We start from the raw sequence: 15,382 nt of genomic DNA on the forward strand, positions 1-15,382 counted from the left end.
TCTTTCGGTGCCCTCATACGGATAGGGTGTCAACTGTCGCCGCTGACTGAGTGAACGGTCAGGCGGCGCGGAGCCAGAGGCGAGGTCCGCCCGGCTGAGACATGACAATTAGGGGAGGTCGATATGGGCAGCGCATCACCCCGCGACCACCTGATGAAGCTCCTGGAGCCCGTGGTCGGCGCGGAGGGCCTCGACCTGGAGGACATCACGGTCACCCAGGCGGGCAAGAGACGGCTGCTGCGCGTGATCGTCGACCGCGACGGCGGCGTGAGCCTCGACGACGTGGCCGACGTGAGCCAGGCCGTCTCCACGGCCCTCGACGACGACGACGCGATGGGCCAGGCGGCCTACACGCTCGAGGTCTCCTCGCCGGGCGTCGACCGTCCGCTCACCGAGCCCCGTCACTGGCGGCGCGCGGCCAAGCGCCTGGTGAAGGCGGAGCTGAGCGACGGCACCGTGCTGGAGGGCCGCATCCTGGCCGCCGACGAGGGCGGCGTCGACCTCGACGTCGCGGGCGCGGCACGCAGGCTTGACTATGAGCACCTGACCCGCGGACGGGTTCAGGTGGAGTTCCGCCGGTTCGACGACGTCGACGGCGACGAAGGCTAAGGGGGAGCCGCCGTGGACATCGACATGAGCGTCCTGCGCAGCCTGGAGCGGGAGAAGGACATCTCCTTCGACCTGGTCGTCAAGGCGATCGAGGACGCGCTGCTGATCGCGTACCTCCGCACCGAGGGCGCAGCCGCCAAGGCGCGCGCCCAGCTCGACCGCGCCAGCGGCCACGTCACGATCTGGGCGGCGGAGCTGGACGACGCGGGCGAGATCGTCAGGGAGTACGACGACACACCGGGCAACTTCAGCCGGATCGCCGCCACCACCGCCAAGCAGGTCATCCTGCAGCAGTTGCGCGACGCGGAAGACGAGATCAACTTCGGCGAGTACGCCAGCCGCGAGGGCGAGCTGGTCTCGGGCGTCATCCAGCAGGGCAGAGACCCGCGCGTGGTGCTGGTCGACCTGGGCAAGATCGAGGCCGTGCTGCTGCACGCCGAGCAGGTCCCCGGCGAGGAATACGTGCACGGCGAGCGCATCCGCGCCTACGTCGTGCAGGTGAAGAAGGGGCACAAGGGCCCCTCGATCTCCTTGTCGCGCACGCATCCCGGGCTGGTCAAGAAGCTGTTCGCGCTCGAGGTGCCGGAGATCGCCGACGGCACCGTGGAGATCGCCGCGGTGGCCCGCGAGGCCGGGCACCGTACGAAGATCGCGGTCAGGTCGCGCAAGCAGGGCGTCAACGCCAAGGGCGCGTGCATCGGCCCCATGGGGTCACGCGTGCGCAACGTGATGACCGAGTTGCACGGCGAGAAGATCGACATCATCGACTGGTCGGAGGACCCCGGCGAATTCGTCGGGAATGCCCTGTCCCCTGCGCGCGTTTCCCACGTCGAGGTGCTCGACCTCGAGGGGCGCGTCGCGCGGGTCACGGTGCCCGACTACCAGCTCTCGCTGGCCATCGGCAAAGAGGGGCAGAACGCCCGGCTCGCCGCCAGGCTCACCGGATGGCGGATCGACATCCGCCCGGACACCCAAGCCGAGGACGCCGCCGGTTCCGTAGATGCGTCAACACGGTAAGCTGGAATATGGTGGCCACGCGGTCCCACAGCGCACCTGTGTGGGCTGCAGGGTCCGTACGGCTAAGTCAGAGCTGCTCCGCCTGGTGCGGGTCGAGGATCAAGTGATCCCCGACCTGCGAGGACGGCTCCCGGGCCGCGGTGCATCACTGCATCCGGCCCTGAGCTGTCTGGAGTTCGCCGAGCGGCGCCGAGCGTTTCCGCGCGCGTTCCGCGTGCCGGGGCCGCTTGACGTGTCGCCCGTGCGGGCGCACCTGGAGGGAGACCACGAAATGTCATGTAGGACGCCGAGTTGATGGGCGGAGTCAGATTGCTATGAGCGCCTGATGAGCACGCGGCGATGAAGACGTCAAGGTAGCGACGGTCCGGACGGCATAGCCAGCCTCCCGGGCCGAGTAAGGGAGTGCAGTGGCGAAGGTCCGGGTATACGAGCTCGCTAAGGAGTTCGGCGTAGAGAGCAAGGTCGTCATGGCCAAGCTCCAAGAGATGGGAGAGTTCGTCCGTTCGGCGTCCTCGACCATCGAGGCGCCGGTGGTCCGCAGGCTCACCGAAGCGCTGGGGGTAGCCAAGAGCGGCCCCTCCAGGGGCGGCGGTCAGCCGTCCAACAAGCCGCAGCCGCCAAGGGCTGCGCCCCGGCCGGCGGACAGCCAGGCCGGTAACGGCGCCGGGCAGGCGCCGGTTCCCGCCCCACCGCGTCCGGGTCCCAAGCCCGGCCCGCGTCCCGGCCCCGCGGGCGGCGCTCAGCCGCGCCCGCCGGTGCCGATGCCTCAGCAGCAGCCGCCTCAGCCGCAGCAGCCTGAGGCCGCGCGCGGCGAGACGTCCGGGGCTCCGCAGGCGCGTTTCGAGAGTGGCGCGCCCGCCCGTCCGACTCCGGGCCCGCGGCCCGGCCCCGGCGCGCGTCCTGGCCCGGGTCCCAAGCCCGGTCCCCGTCCGGGGCCCCAGGGGGGCGGCGGCGCCCCGCAGGCGCCGCGTTCCGGCGCGCCCGCGGGTGGCGGCGGTCCGCGTCCTGGTCCCGGCCCGAAGCCGGGTCCCCGTGGCCCGCGTCCGGGTAACAATCCCTTCTCCTCCAACGCCAGTGGCATGGGCCAGTCGCGCCCGCCGCGTGCCGGCGGCAACCGCGACGGCGGCGGCCCCGGTCAGCGCGAGCGTCGTGACGGTCCGCCGCGCGACGGCGCGATGCCGCGTCCGCCGCAGGGTCGCGGCGGTGGCGACGGCAGGCCCGCTCCCGGGCCGCGTCCCGGGCCGCCCTCCGGCGGTCCGCGTCCCGGTCCCGGTGGTGGCGCGGGCGGTCCCCGTCCCGGTGGGCCGCGTCCCAACCCGATGATGATGCCGCAGGGCCGGCCTTCCGGTCCCGGCGGCGGTGGCGGTGGCGGCGGTGGCCGTCCCGGTGGCGGCGGCGGCGGTCGTCCTGGCGGTGGCGGCGGTGGCCGTCCCGGTGGCGGCGGCGGCGGTCGTCCTGGCGGCGGCGGCGGTGGGTTCGCCGGTCGCCCGGGTGGCGGCGGCGGCACCGGCCAGCGCACCGGCACCGGTGGTCCCGGTGGCGGCGGCGGTGGCGGCGGCTTCGGTGGCCGCCCGGGTCCCGGTGGCCGTGGCCGTGGCGGCGGCACCGCGGGAGCCTTCGGGCGTCCCGGCGGCCGTCCGGCGCGTGGCCGCAAGTCGAAGCGGCAGAGGCGCCAGGAGTTCGACAACATGTCGGCGCCGGCGATCGGCGGCGTGCAGGTCGCTCGCGGCAACGGCGCGACGATCCGCCTGCCGCGCGGCGCGTCGCTGTCCGACTTCGCCGACCGCATCGGCGCCAACCCGGCCGCGCTCGTGCAGATCATGCTGCACCTGGGTGAGATGGTGACCGCCACGCAGTCGGTCAACGAGGAGACGCTGCAGCTCCTCGGCGCCGAGCTCGACTACAACATCCAGGTCGTCAGCCCGGAGGAAGAAGACCGCGAGCTGCTCGAGGCCTTCGACATCGAGTTCGGCGAGGACGAGGGCGACGAGGACGACCTCGCCGCGCGTCCGCCGGTCGTGACCGTCATGGGTCACGTCGACCACGGTAAGACCAAGCTGCTCGACGCCATCCGCAAGACCAACGTGGTGGCGCGCGAGGCGGGTGGCATCACCCAGCACATCGGCGCTTACCAGGTCTCCGCCGAGCACGACGGCCAGGACCGGAAGATCACCTTCATCGACACCCCGGGTCACGAGGCGTTCACCGCCATGCGTGCCCGAGGCGCCAAGTCCACCGACATCGCGGTGCTGGTGGTCGCGGCCGACGACGGTGTGAAGCCGCAGACGATCGAGGCGCTCAACCACGCCCAGGCGGCAGAGGTGCCGGTCGTGGTCGCGGTCAACAAGATCGACAAGGAGGGCGCCGACCCCAACAAGGTGCGCGCCCAGCTCACCGAGTACGGCCTGGTGGCGGAGGAATACGGCGGCTCGACCCTCTTCGTCGACATCTCGGCGAAGAACGGCACGGGCATCGACAACCTCCTCGAGGCCATCCTGCTGACCGCCGACGCCGAGCTCGACCTGCGGGCCAACCCGACGATGGACGCGCAGGGCATCGCGATCGAGGCGCACCTCGACAAGGGCCGCGGCCCCGTCGCGACCGTCCTGGTCCAGCGCGGCACGCTGCGCGTCGGCGACTCGATCGTGTGTGGCGAGGCGTTCGGCCGCGTCCGCGCGATGCTCGACGACAACGGCGACGCGGTCGAGGAGGCCACGCCGTCGCGTCCGGTCCTGGTGATGGGTCTGACCGCGGTGCCGAGCGCCGGTGACAACTTCATCGTGGTCACCGACGACCGGATGGCCCGGCAGATCGCCCAGCAGCGCGCGGCGCGCAAGCGCAGCGCCGACATGGCGAAGTCGAGCCGTCGCCGCACCCTCGAAGAGCTGTTCAGCGACCTCGAGAAGGGCCGCGTCGACGAGCTCAAGCTCATCATCAAGGGTGACGTGTCCGGTTCGGTGGAGGCCCTGGAAGACGCCCTGCTCAAGATCGATGTCGGCGACGAGGTCAGGCTGCGAGTCCTGCACCGCGCGGTCGGCGCGATCACCGAGTACGACGTCAACCTGGCCGTCGCCGACGACAACGCGGTCATCATCGGCTTCAACGTCCGCCCCGAGCCGCGGGCGCGCGACCTGGCCGAGCGCGAGGGCGTCGACATCCGCTACTACTCGGTCATCTACCAGGCGATCGAGGAGATCGAGGCGGCGCTCAAGGGCATGCTCAAGCCCGAGTTCGAAGAGGTCCAGATGGGCACGGCGGAGGTCCGCGAGGTCTTCAAGGTGCCGAAGATCGGCAACGTCGCCGGTTCTCTGGTCCGCTCCGGCGTGATCGTCCGCAACAGCAAGGCCAGGGTGATCCGCGACGGCGTCGTCATCGCGGACAACCTGACCGTCTCGTCGCTGCGTCGCTTCAAGGACGACGCGACCGAGGTCCGCGAGGGCTTCGAGTGCGGTGTCGGTGTCGGCTACAACGACATCAGGATCGACGACGTGATCGAGACGTTCGAGATGCGGGAGAAGCCGCGCGTGTGACGCGCGGCCGGGCGCCCGGCGGGACATCCGCCGGGCGCTTCTCGCACGCCCTGGCCTGGTCCCCACCGCAGCAGGCCGGGCGTGCGCTCACCTCACCAGGCCAAGCGGTGGTTGACAACGATGTATGTGGGTGCTCTGACCCTGGACATCCTGCTCGGCGACGTGCACTCGCTGAAGCAGAAGCGCTCTGTCGTACGGCCGCTGATCGCCGAGCTGCAGCGCCGTTATCCCAGCATCGCGGTGGCTGAGACCGGCCACCTCGATCTGCACCGCAGGGCGGAGGTCGGCGTGGCGGTCGTGTCCGCCTCCGCCGGCAACTGCAAGGAGGTCCTCGACGCCTGCGAGCGCATGGTGGCCTTCCGCCCCGAGATCGAGCTGCTGTCGGCCCGGCAGCGGCTCTACAACGACGAAGACTGAACGACGGCACGGCCGGGCAGGCCGTGCGTGAGGGGGAGCGAACATGGTGGATGCCGCACGAGCGCGCAAGCTCGCCGACCGCATCCAGCAGATCGTCGCCGAGATGCTGGAGCGCCGGATCAAGGATCCGCGTCTGGGCTTCGTGACCGTGACCGACACACGTGTCACCGCCGACCTGCGCGACGCGACGGTGTTCTACACGGTGTTCGGCTCCGACGCCGAGCGGGCCGACAGCGCCGCCGCCCTCGAGAGCGCGAAGGGCATCATCCGCTCCGAGGTGGGCCGCCAGACGGGCGTGCGGTTCGCTCCGACGCTGACGTTCAAGCACGACCCGCTGCCCGACAGCGCCCGCCACCTCGACGACCTGATCACCGCCGCCCGGGCCCGCGACGCCGAGGTGGCGCAGCGGGCCCAGACCGCCACCTACGCCGGCGAGGCCGACCCCTACCGCAAGCCCGAGGACGACCTGGACGAGGGCCCGGACCGGGACGAACAGGCGTGACACCCGACGTTCGCGACTGGGCCGGACGCCAGCCCCGGATGGAGCGGCGAGTGGCGAACGACTGCCCGATCCCCGAATCGTCGTGGGATCGCGCGCTGTGCCTGATCCGTGAGACCGACGAGGTCGCGCTGGCCTGCCACGTGACGCCCGACGGCGACGCGCTCGGCTCGATGCTGGCCGTCGCGTTCGCGCTGCGCTCGATGGGCAAGCGGGTGGTGGCCTCCTTCGGCGACCGGCACTTCGCGGTGCCGCGGCTGCTGCGGTTCCTGCCGGGGCAGGAGATGCTGGTGCCCCCCGACGACTATCCCTCCGCCCCCGACCTCATGATCGTCTTCGACTCCTCCACCTTCGAACGCGTCGGCCTGCTGGGCGCGAACGTGGCCGCGGCCCGCGAGGTCATCGTGGTCGACCACCACCCGTCCAACGCCGGGTTCGGCACGCTCGACCTCATCGACGCCGCGGCCGCGGCCACCGCCGTGCTGGCCGAGCAGCTCGTCTACCGGCTCGGCGGGCGCCTCGACCGCGACATCGCCACCTGCCTGTACGCCGGCCTGGTCACCGACACCGGATCGTTCCGCTACTCCTCGACCACCCCTGCCGTGCACCACATGGCGGCCAGGCTGGTGGCGACCGGGCTGCGTACCGACGAGATCGCCCGCGAGCTGTGGGACCGCTCGCCGTTCGGCTATCTGAAGGTGCTGGCCGCCGCGCTCGAGCGGGTGACGCTGGAGGGCGGGCTGGTCTGGACGTACGTGTCACGGGTCGACCGGGCCGCCCAGGGGCTGCCGTACTCCGAGCTGGAAGGCATCATCGACATCGTCCGCCGCACCGACGAGGCGCAGGTGGCGGTCGTGCTCAAGGAGGACGACCACGGCGACTGGCAGGTGTCGACCAGGTCCAAGGGAGAGGTCGACGTGGCGGCCGTGTGCGCGGCGCTGGGCGGCGGCGGGCACCACAACGCGGCCGGATTCACCTCGTACGACACCGTGGAGGAGACGATGGCCAGGTTCCGGCGCGAGTTGCGGAAGGTCGGGTAGATGCCCGAGAGCGGTCTGATCATCGTCGACAAGCCCGGCGAGTGGACCTCGCACGACGTGGTGGCCAAGATGCGCCGCATCGCGGGCACCCGCCGCGTCGGGCACGCGGGCACGCTCGACCCGATGGCGACGGGCGTGCTGGTGGTCGGCGTGGAGAAGGCGACCCGGCTGCTCGGGCACCTGATGCTGACCGAGAAGGTCTACGAGGCCACGATCCGGCTCGGCGTGAGCACGAACACCGACGACGCCGAGGGCGAGGTCACCGCCACCGTCTCGGCGGCGGGGGTGACGGCGGCCGAGATCCACAAGGGCGTGGCGGCGCTGACCGGCGAGATCATGCAGATCCCGCCCCAGGTCAGCGCGATCAAGGTGAACGGGCAGCGGGCCTACAAGATGGCGCGGGCGGGCGAGGAGGTCGAGCTGGCGGCCCGGCCCGTCACGGTGCGGGAGTTCGCCGTACGCGACATCCGGGCCGAGGGCGAGGTCGTCGACGTGGACGCGGTCGTGACCTGCTCCAGCGGCACCTACATCCGCGCGCTGGCCCGCGACCTCGGGGCCGCGCTCGGCGTCGGCGGCCATCTGACGCGGCTGCGGCGTACCCGGGTGGGCCCCTACGACCTGTCGCTGGCCAGGAGCGTCGACCAGCTCGCCGAGGAGTGCGTGATCCTGCCGATCGGCGAGGCGGTGGCGGCGGCGTTCCCCCGGCGGGACGTCACGGCCGAGGAGGCCCGCGTCATCGGGCACGGCGGGCGGCTGCCCGCGGCCGGGCTCGGAACGGGCCCCATCGGCGTGTTCGGGCCGGAGGGTGAGCTGCTGGCGCTGGTGGAGGAGCGGGGACGGGTGGCCAGGCCGCTCGCCGTGTTCGTGGGTTAGCGCCCGGTGGCGGCGGGCTTGCGGGCCACGATGACGTCACGCACGATCGCCTGGTCGACCCAGTGCTCGAAGTCGGGGTAGTCCATGACCTCCAGGCCCGCGTCCGTGAGGATCTTGGCCAGGTCGGCGCTCTTGCCGCCGTAGGTGTTCCAGGCGATGCCCATGGCGCCGCCTGGACGCAGCAACTCGGCCCACACCGGCACGGCCCGGCCCAGCAGCTCCAGCGGGCTGCGCGACAGGCCGGCGCCGCCCTTGCTGCCGTGCTGGACCCCGTAGGGCGCGTCGGTGGCCAGCACGTCGAACGAGCGCGGCTTGAAGAACTCGCGGCTCCTGAGGGTGTCGGCGTTGACCACGGCCAGGTGCTGCACGTCGCCGCCCTTGACGGCCTCCTTCGACAGGCCGAAGGTCACGTTGAGCCGCCGCCCGGCCAGGGCGCGCTCGCGGCGCACCGGCACGGTCTCGGCCGTGTGCTTGAGCCGCTTGTTGCGCAGCCACGTCTTGATGAAGCCGCTGTACGCCTCGAAGTCCTTGGCGTCGACGTCGATGCCGTAGGCGTCGTAGCCGTACATGAGGGCCTGGTTGAGCGTGGTGCCCCGGCCGCACAGCGGGTCGAACACCGACAGCCCGTCGCCCAGCCCTTTGTCGCCCGCCAGCGCCGTGACGTTGAGCAGCAGCTTGGTGAAGTGCTCGTTGGTCTTGCCGGCGTATTTCTGGATGGTGATCAGGTCGCTGCTCAGCCGGTCGCGCGAGCGCATGGCCAGCGGCCTGAGCAGCTCGCCCTCCACGGCGAAGAGGGCGTAGACGGAGGAGAGGTTGGACAGCAGCCGGACGGCGGTCTCGCTCAGCGGGCGCTCGGTCTCGAACGTCACGTAGGGGACGCCGCCGATGGTCGTCTCGTCGCTGTCGAGCACCTCGCCGCCGAGGCCACGCGCACTGAAGACGGCCAGCTCGGCGCGGGTCAGCCGGACGGCGCTCTCGGCGTAGACCCGGTTGAAGGCAGGCAGGATCAGTAGCGCGTAACGAGGCATGATGCCCGATGATAGCCCCCTCGGTTGGAGGGAATGCCGGGCCTCGTGGCAGTCTTGTACGGGTTGATCCGGGGACGAGGCGGTCCCAGGACGAGCGAATGGGGCCTGGCGTGCAGGGTTCGGAGAGGTCTGTGCAGGGTTCGGAGAGATCCGTCGTGACCGTCGGCGTCTACGACGGGGTCCACCGCGGGCACCAGCGGGTGGTCGGAAGGGCCGTCGCCGTCGCCCGTGAGCGGGGGCTGCGCGGCGTGGTGGTCACGTTCGAGCCGCACCCCGACGAGGTGGTCCGGCCGGGCTCGCATCCGCACCGGCTGACCAGCCTCCGGCGCAGGGCCGAGCTGCTGGCCGGGCTGGGCGCCGACGAGATCGACGTGGTGGAGTTCAGCTTCGGCCTGTCGCGCAGCACGCCCGACGAGTTCGTCCAGAACGTGCTGGCCGAGCGGCTGCGGGCGGCGGTCGTCGTGGTGGGGGAGGGCTTCGTGTTCGGGCACAACGCCGCCGGTGACGTGGAGACCCTGCGCAGGCTGGGCGACAAGTACGACTTCGAGGTGGAGGCCGTGCCCCGGCTCGACGCCGTCTCCGCGACCTCGATCCGCGAGCTGCTGGTCGCGGGCGACGTGGCCGCCGCCGGGGCCCAGCTCGGCCGCCCGCACCGGGTGGAGGGCGTGGTCGTACGCGGCTACCAGCGCGGCCGCCAGCTCGGTTTCCCCACGGCCAACGTCGAGACCCCGCAGTACACCGCGATTCCGGCCGACGGCGTCTACGCGGGCTGGCTGGAGTGCGTGCCGGTGGCCAACCTGCCCACCCTGTACGAGGGGGAGCGCTGGCCGGCGGCGATCTCGGTCGGCACCAACCCGACGTTCGAGGGTGTGCCGCGTACCGTGGAGGCGTACGCGCTCGACCGGGACGACCTCGAGCTCTACGGCGCCCACGTGGCGGTGGAGTTCGCGGCGCGGCTGCGTGGCAACACCCGCTTCGACTCGATCGAGGCGCTGATCGCCCAGATCCACGACGACGTGGAGGCCACCCGCCGCCTCACGAGTTGACCGCCGCCCCGGGCGCCTCACGAGTCGGCACCGTCTGGGCGCCGTCTCGGCCTCGTTTTGGCGCCGTCTCAAGCAGCGGACACGAGGTGGTAACCTTGCATGTCGGCTCTGTAGCGGCGGCGCTGCGCGCTGCCATGACGGCCTTCACGCGGCGACTGTAGGCACGCACGGTCGTTCGCTCTCATCTCATTCGCGCGTGCCCGTAGCTCGAAGGAGAGCCGTGTCCCTCGACACCGCTGCCAAGAAGACCATCATCAGCGAATACGCGACGGCCGAGGGCGACACCGGGTCGCCCGAGGTGCAGATCGCGCTGCTGAGCAAGCGCATCAGCGAGCTGACCGAGCACCTGAAGACGCACAAGCACGACCACCACAGCCGTCGTGGTCTGCTGCTGCTCGTCGGGCGTCGGCGCCGCCTGCTGAAGTACCTGCAGAAGGTCGACATCCAGCGCTACCGTTCGCTCATCGAGCGGCTCGGCCTGCGCCGATAGCATGAAAGGGAGCGGCGGCCTGCGCCGCTCCCTTCTCATATGGGGGTAGGACCCCATACGGTCGGGCGCGTGGCGACGTGAAACCGTCCCGCGCCTGACGTACAAATGAAGATCCGAGACACACAGCCCCCGCGTCCGCTCAGCACCATGCGACCCGCGACGCCTGCGGGCCGGTCCTCGGTAGTGGCTTCCGGTAATCACGCACTCGACCGGGCGCTTCGATCGAAGACCGGCGCTGCACCTAACGAGGGTGCCGGTGAGAAAAGGCGCGGGTGACCGACCACAAGGAGGTCCCCCGTGGAGGGTGTCCACACTGCTGAAGCCGTCATAGACAATGGCTCATTCGGCACGCGTACGATCCGGTTCGAGACCGGACGGCTCGCGCGCCAGGCGGCCGGCTCCGCCGTCGCCTACCTCGACAACGACACGATGGTGCTGTCGGCGACCACCGCGTCCAAGTCGCCGAAGGACCAGTTCGACTTCTTCCCGCTGACGGTCGACGTCGAAGAGCGCATGTACGCCGCCGGGCGCATCCCGGGCTCGTTCTTCCGCCGTGAGGGCCGTCCGTCCGAGGACGCCATCCTCACCTGTCGCCTGATCGACCGGCCGCTGCGCCCGTCGTTCGTCAAGGGCCTGCGCAACGAGGTCCAGGTCGTCGCCACCGTCATGGCGCTCAACCCCGACCACCTCTACGACGTGGTGGCGATCAACGCCGCGTCGCTGTCCACCCAGCTCGCGGGCCTGCCCTTCTCCGGGCCGATCGGCGGCGTGCGGGTGGCGCTGATCGAGGGCCAGTGGGTGGCCTTCCCGACGCACCACGAGCTGGAGCGGGCCACGTTCGACATGGTCGTGGCGGGCCGGGTGCTCGGCGACGGCGATGTCGCGATCATGATGGTCGAGGCCGAGTCCACGAAGGACACGCTCAAGCTGATCTCCGAGGGCGCGGTCGCGCCCACGGAGGAGACCGTGGCGCAGGGCCTCGACGCCGCCAAGCCGTTCATCAAGGTGCTGTGCGAGGCGCAGTCGCGCATCGCGCAGGTCGCGGCCAAGGAGACGGCCGAATACCCCGTCTTCCTCGACTACCAGGACGACGTCTACGCCGCCGTCGAGGCCGCGATCAAGACCGAGCTGGCCGCCGCGCTGACCATCGCCGGCAAGCAGGAGCGCGAGACCGAGCTGGAGCGGGTCAAGGCGCTGGCCGCCGAGAAGCTCCTGCCCGAGTTCGAGGGCCGCGAGAAGGAGATCGGCGCCGCGTTCCGCTCGGTGATGAAGAAGCTCATGCGCGAGCGGGTCGTCAGCGAGGGCGTGCGCATCGACGGGCGTGGAACCAAGGACATCCGGGCCCTGTCGGCCGAGGTCCACGTGGTGCCCCGGGTGCACGGCTCGGCGCTGTTCGAGCGCGGTGAGACCCAGATCATGGGCATCACCACCCTCAACATGCTGCGCATGGAGCAGGTCATCGACACGCTCAACCCCGAGCGCACCAAGCGCTACATGCACAACTACAACTTCCCGCCCTACTCCACCGGTGAGACCGGCCGGGTGGGCTCGCCCAAGCGCCGCGAGATCGGTCACGGCGCGCTGGCCGAGCGGGCGCTGATCCCGGTGCTGCCCACGCGTGAGGAGTTCCCCTACGCGATCAGGCAGGTCTCCGAGGCGCTCGGCTCCAACGGCTCCACCTCGATGGGCTCGGTCTGCGCCTCGACGATGGCGCTGCTCGACGCCGGTGTGCCGCTCAAGGAGATGGTCGCGGGCATCGCGATGGGCCTGATCGCTGAGGGCGACGCGCACGTCACGCTGACCGACATCCTCGGCGCCGAGGACGCCATGGGCGACATGGACTTCAAGGTCGCCGGCACCAAGGACGTCATCACCGCACTGCAGCTCGACACCAAGCTCGACGGCATCCCGGCCCACGTGCTGGCCGCCGCGCTCAAGCAGGCCAAGGGCGCCCGCCTGGCGATCCTCGACGTGATGCAGGAGGCGATCGACTCCCCGGCGGAGATGAACCCGACCGCGCCGCGCATCATCACCATCAAGGTCCCGGTCGACAAGATCGGCGAGGTCATCGGCCCGAAGGGCAAGATGATCAACCAGATCCAGGACGACACGGGCGCCGAGATCACCATCGAGGACGACGGCACGATCTACATCGGCGCCACCGACGGGCCGTCCGCCGAGGCCGCCCGTTCGGCGATCAACGCCATCGCCAACCCGCACATGCCCGAGGTCGGCGAGCGTTACCTGGGCACGGTCGTCAAGATCGCGGCCTTCGGCGCGTTCATCTCGCTCATGCCCGGCAAGGACGGCCTGCTGCACGTCTCGCAGATCCGCAAGCTGCACGGCGGCAAGCGCATCGAGAACGTCGAGGACGTCATGAGCGTCGGCGAGAAGATCCAGGTCGAGATCGCCGAGATCGACGGCCGCGGCAAGCTCTCGCTGGTGCCGGTCGAGGTCATCGAGAAGGAGGCCGCCGAGAAGGACGCGAAGTCCGCCGACGGCCCCGCCGAGGCACCGGACGAGCCCGAGACCGCCGCTCCGGACGCCGCCGAGGAGAAGGCCGACCGGCCCCGCCGCACCCGTACGCGCGTGCGCAGCACCCGCGGCGCCGATGGGGACGACCGGAACTCGTGACGACGACCACGCTGCACCCCGGCAAGGACGGCGCCGGGGTGGTGAGGCGCACCGTCCTCCCGGGTGGGCTGCGCGTGGTGACCGAGACCATGCCGACCGTGCGGAGCGTCGCGGTCGGCATGTGGGTCGGCATCGGCTCGCGCGACGAGGCCCCCGAGCACACGGGCGCCACCCATTTCCTCGAACACCTGCTGTTCAAGGGCACCCCCACGCGCGACGCGATGGAGATCTCCGCCTCGATCGAGGGCATCGGCGGTGAGATCAACGCCTTCACCGCCAAGGAGTACACCTGCTACTACGCGCGGGTCCTCGACGAGGACCTGCCGATCGCGGTCGACGTGCTCGCCGATGTGGTGACCAGCTCGCTGGTGACCGACGAGGACGTCGAGTCGGAGCGGGGAGTGATCCTCGAAGAGATCGCCATGCACGACGACGATCCCTCCGACGTGGTGCACGAGCAGTTCGCCGCCGCGCTCTACGGCGACTCGCCGATCGGGCGGCCCATCCTGGGCACGGTCGACTCGATCAACGCCCTGAGGCGCGAGCGCATCGCCGAGTACTATCACCGCTTCTACCGGCCACGCCGGACGGTGGTGTCGGTGGCGGGCAACATCCGGCACGAGGAGGTCGTCGAGCTGGTCACGCGGGCGTACGAGCGGGCGGGCGCGCTGAGCGGCCCGGCCGAGTTCGCGCCGCCGCGCACCAGCGGCCCCGGGGCCGAGGCGCGCTCCGACGTCAAGGTGCTCGACCGGCCCACCGAGCAGGCCAACCTGGTGCTCGGCACGACCGGCCTGTCCCGTACGGACGATCGCAGGTTCGCGCTGGGCGTGCTCAACGCGGCGCTGGGCGGCGGCATGTCGTCCAGGCTCTTCCAGGAGATCAGGGAGAAGCGCGGGCTGGCGTACTCGGCCTACAGCTACACCTCCGCCTACGCCGACACCGGCCAGTTCGGCATCTACGTGGGCTGCCTGCCGTCGAAGATCGACGACGTGCTCAAGATCTGCCGGGACGAGGTGTCCAGGGTCGTGGCCCAGGGGTTGAGCGCCGACGAGATCATGCGCGGCAAGGGTCAGATGCGGGGCGGGCTCGTGCTCGGCCTGGAGGACACCGGGTCGCGCATGTCGCGCATCGGCAAGAACGAGCTGGTCTACGACGAGCTGATGTCGGTGGACGAGGTGCTCTCGCGCATCGAGGCGGTGACGCCCGACGAGATCTCCGAGGTGGCCCGCGACGTGCTCAACCGGCCGCTCACGCTCGCCGTGATCGGGCCGTACGGTGACAAGGACTTCTCCGACGCCATCCGCTGAGCGTGCTGCCGCCTCGGCCGCCGGGGCGGCAGCACGATAGGGTCGGCCTGTGATCAGGGTAGGTGTGCTCGGCGCCCGTGGGCGCGTGGGCGTCGAGGTGTGCAGGGCGGTCGAGGCGGCCGGCGACATGGAGCTGGTGGCCGCGGTCGACAAGGACGACTCCATCGAGGGGCTCGACGGGGCCGAGGTGGTGGTCGACTTCACCCATCCCGACGTGGTCATGGGCAACCTCGAATGGCTGATCGGCCACGGCATCCACCCCGTGGTGGGCACGACCGGGTTTGACGAGGCGCGGCTGCGGACCGTACGCGGCTGGCTGGCGGCCAACCCCGGCACCAACTGCCTGATCGCCCCGAACTTCGGCATCGCCGCCGTGCTGATGATGCACTTCGCGCAGCAGGCGGCGCGTTACTTCGAGTCCGCCGAGATCGTCGAGCTGCACCATCCCAACAAGGCCGACGCGCCGTCCGGCACCGCCCGGCGTACCGCTGAGCTGGTCGCGCAAGCGCGGGCCAAGGCGGGGCTGGGGGCGATGCCCGACGCCACCTCCACCGCGCTCGACGGCGCGCGTGGGGCCGACGTCGGTGGCGTACACGTGCACGCGGTGCGCCTGTCGGGGCTGATCGCGCACCAGGAGGTGCTGCTCGGCGGCGACGGCGAGATCCTCACGATCAGGCACGACACGATGAGCCGGTCGGCGTTCACGCCGGGCGTGCTGCTCGGCGTGCGCAGGGTGCGCGAGCTGCCCGGCCTCACGCTGGGCCTGGAGCCCCTCCTCGACCTGTAGCGACTTTGAGCGAGTTGAACGACACACGACTGTGCCCACGGCCGCGCACGGTCGTGGGCACGTCGTGAGGAGAAGGCCCCGGCTCCGCACAGCCGGGCCTACGAT

At 71.0% G+C, this 15,382-nt stretch carries 14 protein-coding genes; 13 read left to right on the plus strand and 1 reads right to left on the minus strand.

The features are described 5' to 3' along the window. Positions 1–123: 123 nt before the first annotated feature. From rimP to truB, 8 genes are all read left to right on the plus strand, one after another. Positions 124–609, plus strand: coding sequence for a ribosome maturation factor RimP (gene rimP / locus ACZ6S0_RS41045; protein ID WP_465924732.1), 486 nt, complete (start codon positions 124–126; stop codon positions 607–609). A 24-nt stretch (positions 610–633) separates the two neighbouring features. Then, entirely contained in the window at positions 634–1,626 is a 993-nt protein-coding gene (gene nusA, locus ACZ6S0_RS41050; protein WP_465924799.1) for a transcription termination factor NusA, read from the plus strand. Further along, positions 1,610–1,921, plus strand: a complete 312-nt coding sequence (locus ACZ6S0_RS41055; protein WP_465924733.1) for a YlxR family protein — start codon at positions 1,610–1,612, stop codon at positions 1,919–1,921. The genes nusA and ACZ6S0_RS41055 overlap by 17 nt, the downstream gene beginning before the upstream one ends. A 112-nt stretch (positions 1,922–2,033) precedes the next feature. Further along, positions 2,034–5,156: a translation initiation factor IF-2 gene (infB, locus tag ACZ6S0_RS41060; RefSeq protein ID WP_465924734.1), complete on the plus strand. Its 3,123-nt coding sequence runs from the start codon at positions 2,034–2,036 to the stop codon at positions 5,154–5,156. 120 nt (positions 5,157–5,276) lie between these two features. Beyond that, positions 5,277–5,573, plus strand: coding sequence for a DUF503 domain-containing protein (locus tag ACZ6S0_RS41065; RefSeq protein ID WP_465924735.1), 297 nt, complete (start codon positions 5,277–5,279; stop codon positions 5,571–5,573). 43 nt (positions 5,574–5,616) lie between these two features. Continuing rightward, positions 5,617–6,075: a 30S ribosome-binding factor RbfA gene (gene rbfA, locus ACZ6S0_RS41070; RefSeq protein WP_465924736.1), complete on the plus strand. Its 459-nt coding sequence runs from the start codon at positions 5,617–5,619 to the stop codon at positions 6,073–6,075. Continuing rightward, positions 6,072–7,112, plus strand: a complete 1,041-nt coding sequence (locus ACZ6S0_RS41075; RefSeq protein WP_465924737.1) for a DHH family phosphoesterase — start codon at positions 6,072–6,074, stop codon at positions 7,110–7,112. The genes rbfA and ACZ6S0_RS41075 overlap by 4 nt, the downstream gene beginning before the upstream one ends. Then, complete coding sequence (gene truB / locus ACZ6S0_RS41080) at positions 7,113–7,985, plus strand: tRNA pseudouridine(55) synthase TruB (protein WP_465924738.1); 873 nt, start codon at positions 7,113–7,115, stop codon at positions 7,983–7,985. It begins immediately after the preceding gene. Here the strand turns inward: truB and ACZ6S0_RS41085 are convergent. Then, positions 7,982–9,013, minus strand: a complete 1,032-nt coding sequence (locus tag ACZ6S0_RS41085; protein WP_465924739.1) for a TRM11 family SAM-dependent methyltransferase — start codon at positions 9,011–9,013, stop codon at positions 7,982–7,984. The genes truB and ACZ6S0_RS41085 overlap by 4 nt on opposite strands. Before the next feature lie 98 nt (positions 9,014–9,111). Here ACZ6S0_RS41085 and ACZ6S0_RS41090 point away from each other — a divergent pair, with 98 nt between their 5' ends. The 5 genes from ACZ6S0_RS41090 to dapB all read left to right on the plus strand — a co-directional run bounded on the left by ACZ6S0_RS41090 (position 9,112) and on the right by dapB (position 15,277). Beyond that, the gene (locus ACZ6S0_RS41090) at positions 9,112–10,059 is read left to right on the plus strand and encodes a bifunctional riboflavin kinase/FAD synthetase (RefSeq protein WP_465924740.1); all 948 of its coding nucleotides are present in this window, start codon (positions 9,112–9,114) and stop codon (positions 10,057–10,059) included. A gap of 220 nt (positions 10,060–10,279) precedes the next feature. Further along, the gene (gene rpsO, locus ACZ6S0_RS41095) at positions 10,280–10,549 is read left to right on the plus strand and encodes a 30S ribosomal protein S15 (protein WP_090945762.1); all 270 of its coding nucleotides are present in this window, start codon (positions 10,280–10,282) and stop codon (positions 10,547–10,549) included. 297 nt (positions 10,550–10,846) lie between these two features. After that, positions 10,847–13,183 (plus strand): polyribonucleotide nucleotidyltransferase, encoded by a 2,337-nt coding sequence (locus tag ACZ6S0_RS41100; protein ID WP_465924741.1) that lies wholly within the window; start codon positions 10,847–10,849, stop codon positions 13,181–13,183. After that, a complete protein-coding gene (locus ACZ6S0_RS41105) occupies positions 13,180–14,490 on the plus strand; it encodes a M16 family metallopeptidase (RefSeq protein WP_465924742.1) in 1,311 nt (436 codons plus the stop codon). The genes ACZ6S0_RS41100 and ACZ6S0_RS41105 overlap by 4 nt, the downstream gene beginning before the upstream one ends. 49 nt (positions 14,491–14,539) lie before the next feature. Continuing rightward, on the plus strand, positions 14,540–15,277 hold the full coding sequence (gene dapB, locus ACZ6S0_RS41110; protein WP_465924743.1) for a 4-hydroxy-tetrahydrodipicolinate reductase: 738 nt from the start codon (positions 14,540–14,542) through the stop codon (positions 15,275–15,277). Positions 15,278–15,382: the final 105 nt, after the last annotated feature.

It is taken from the genome of Nonomuraea sp. NPDC051298, assembly GCF_055586305.1.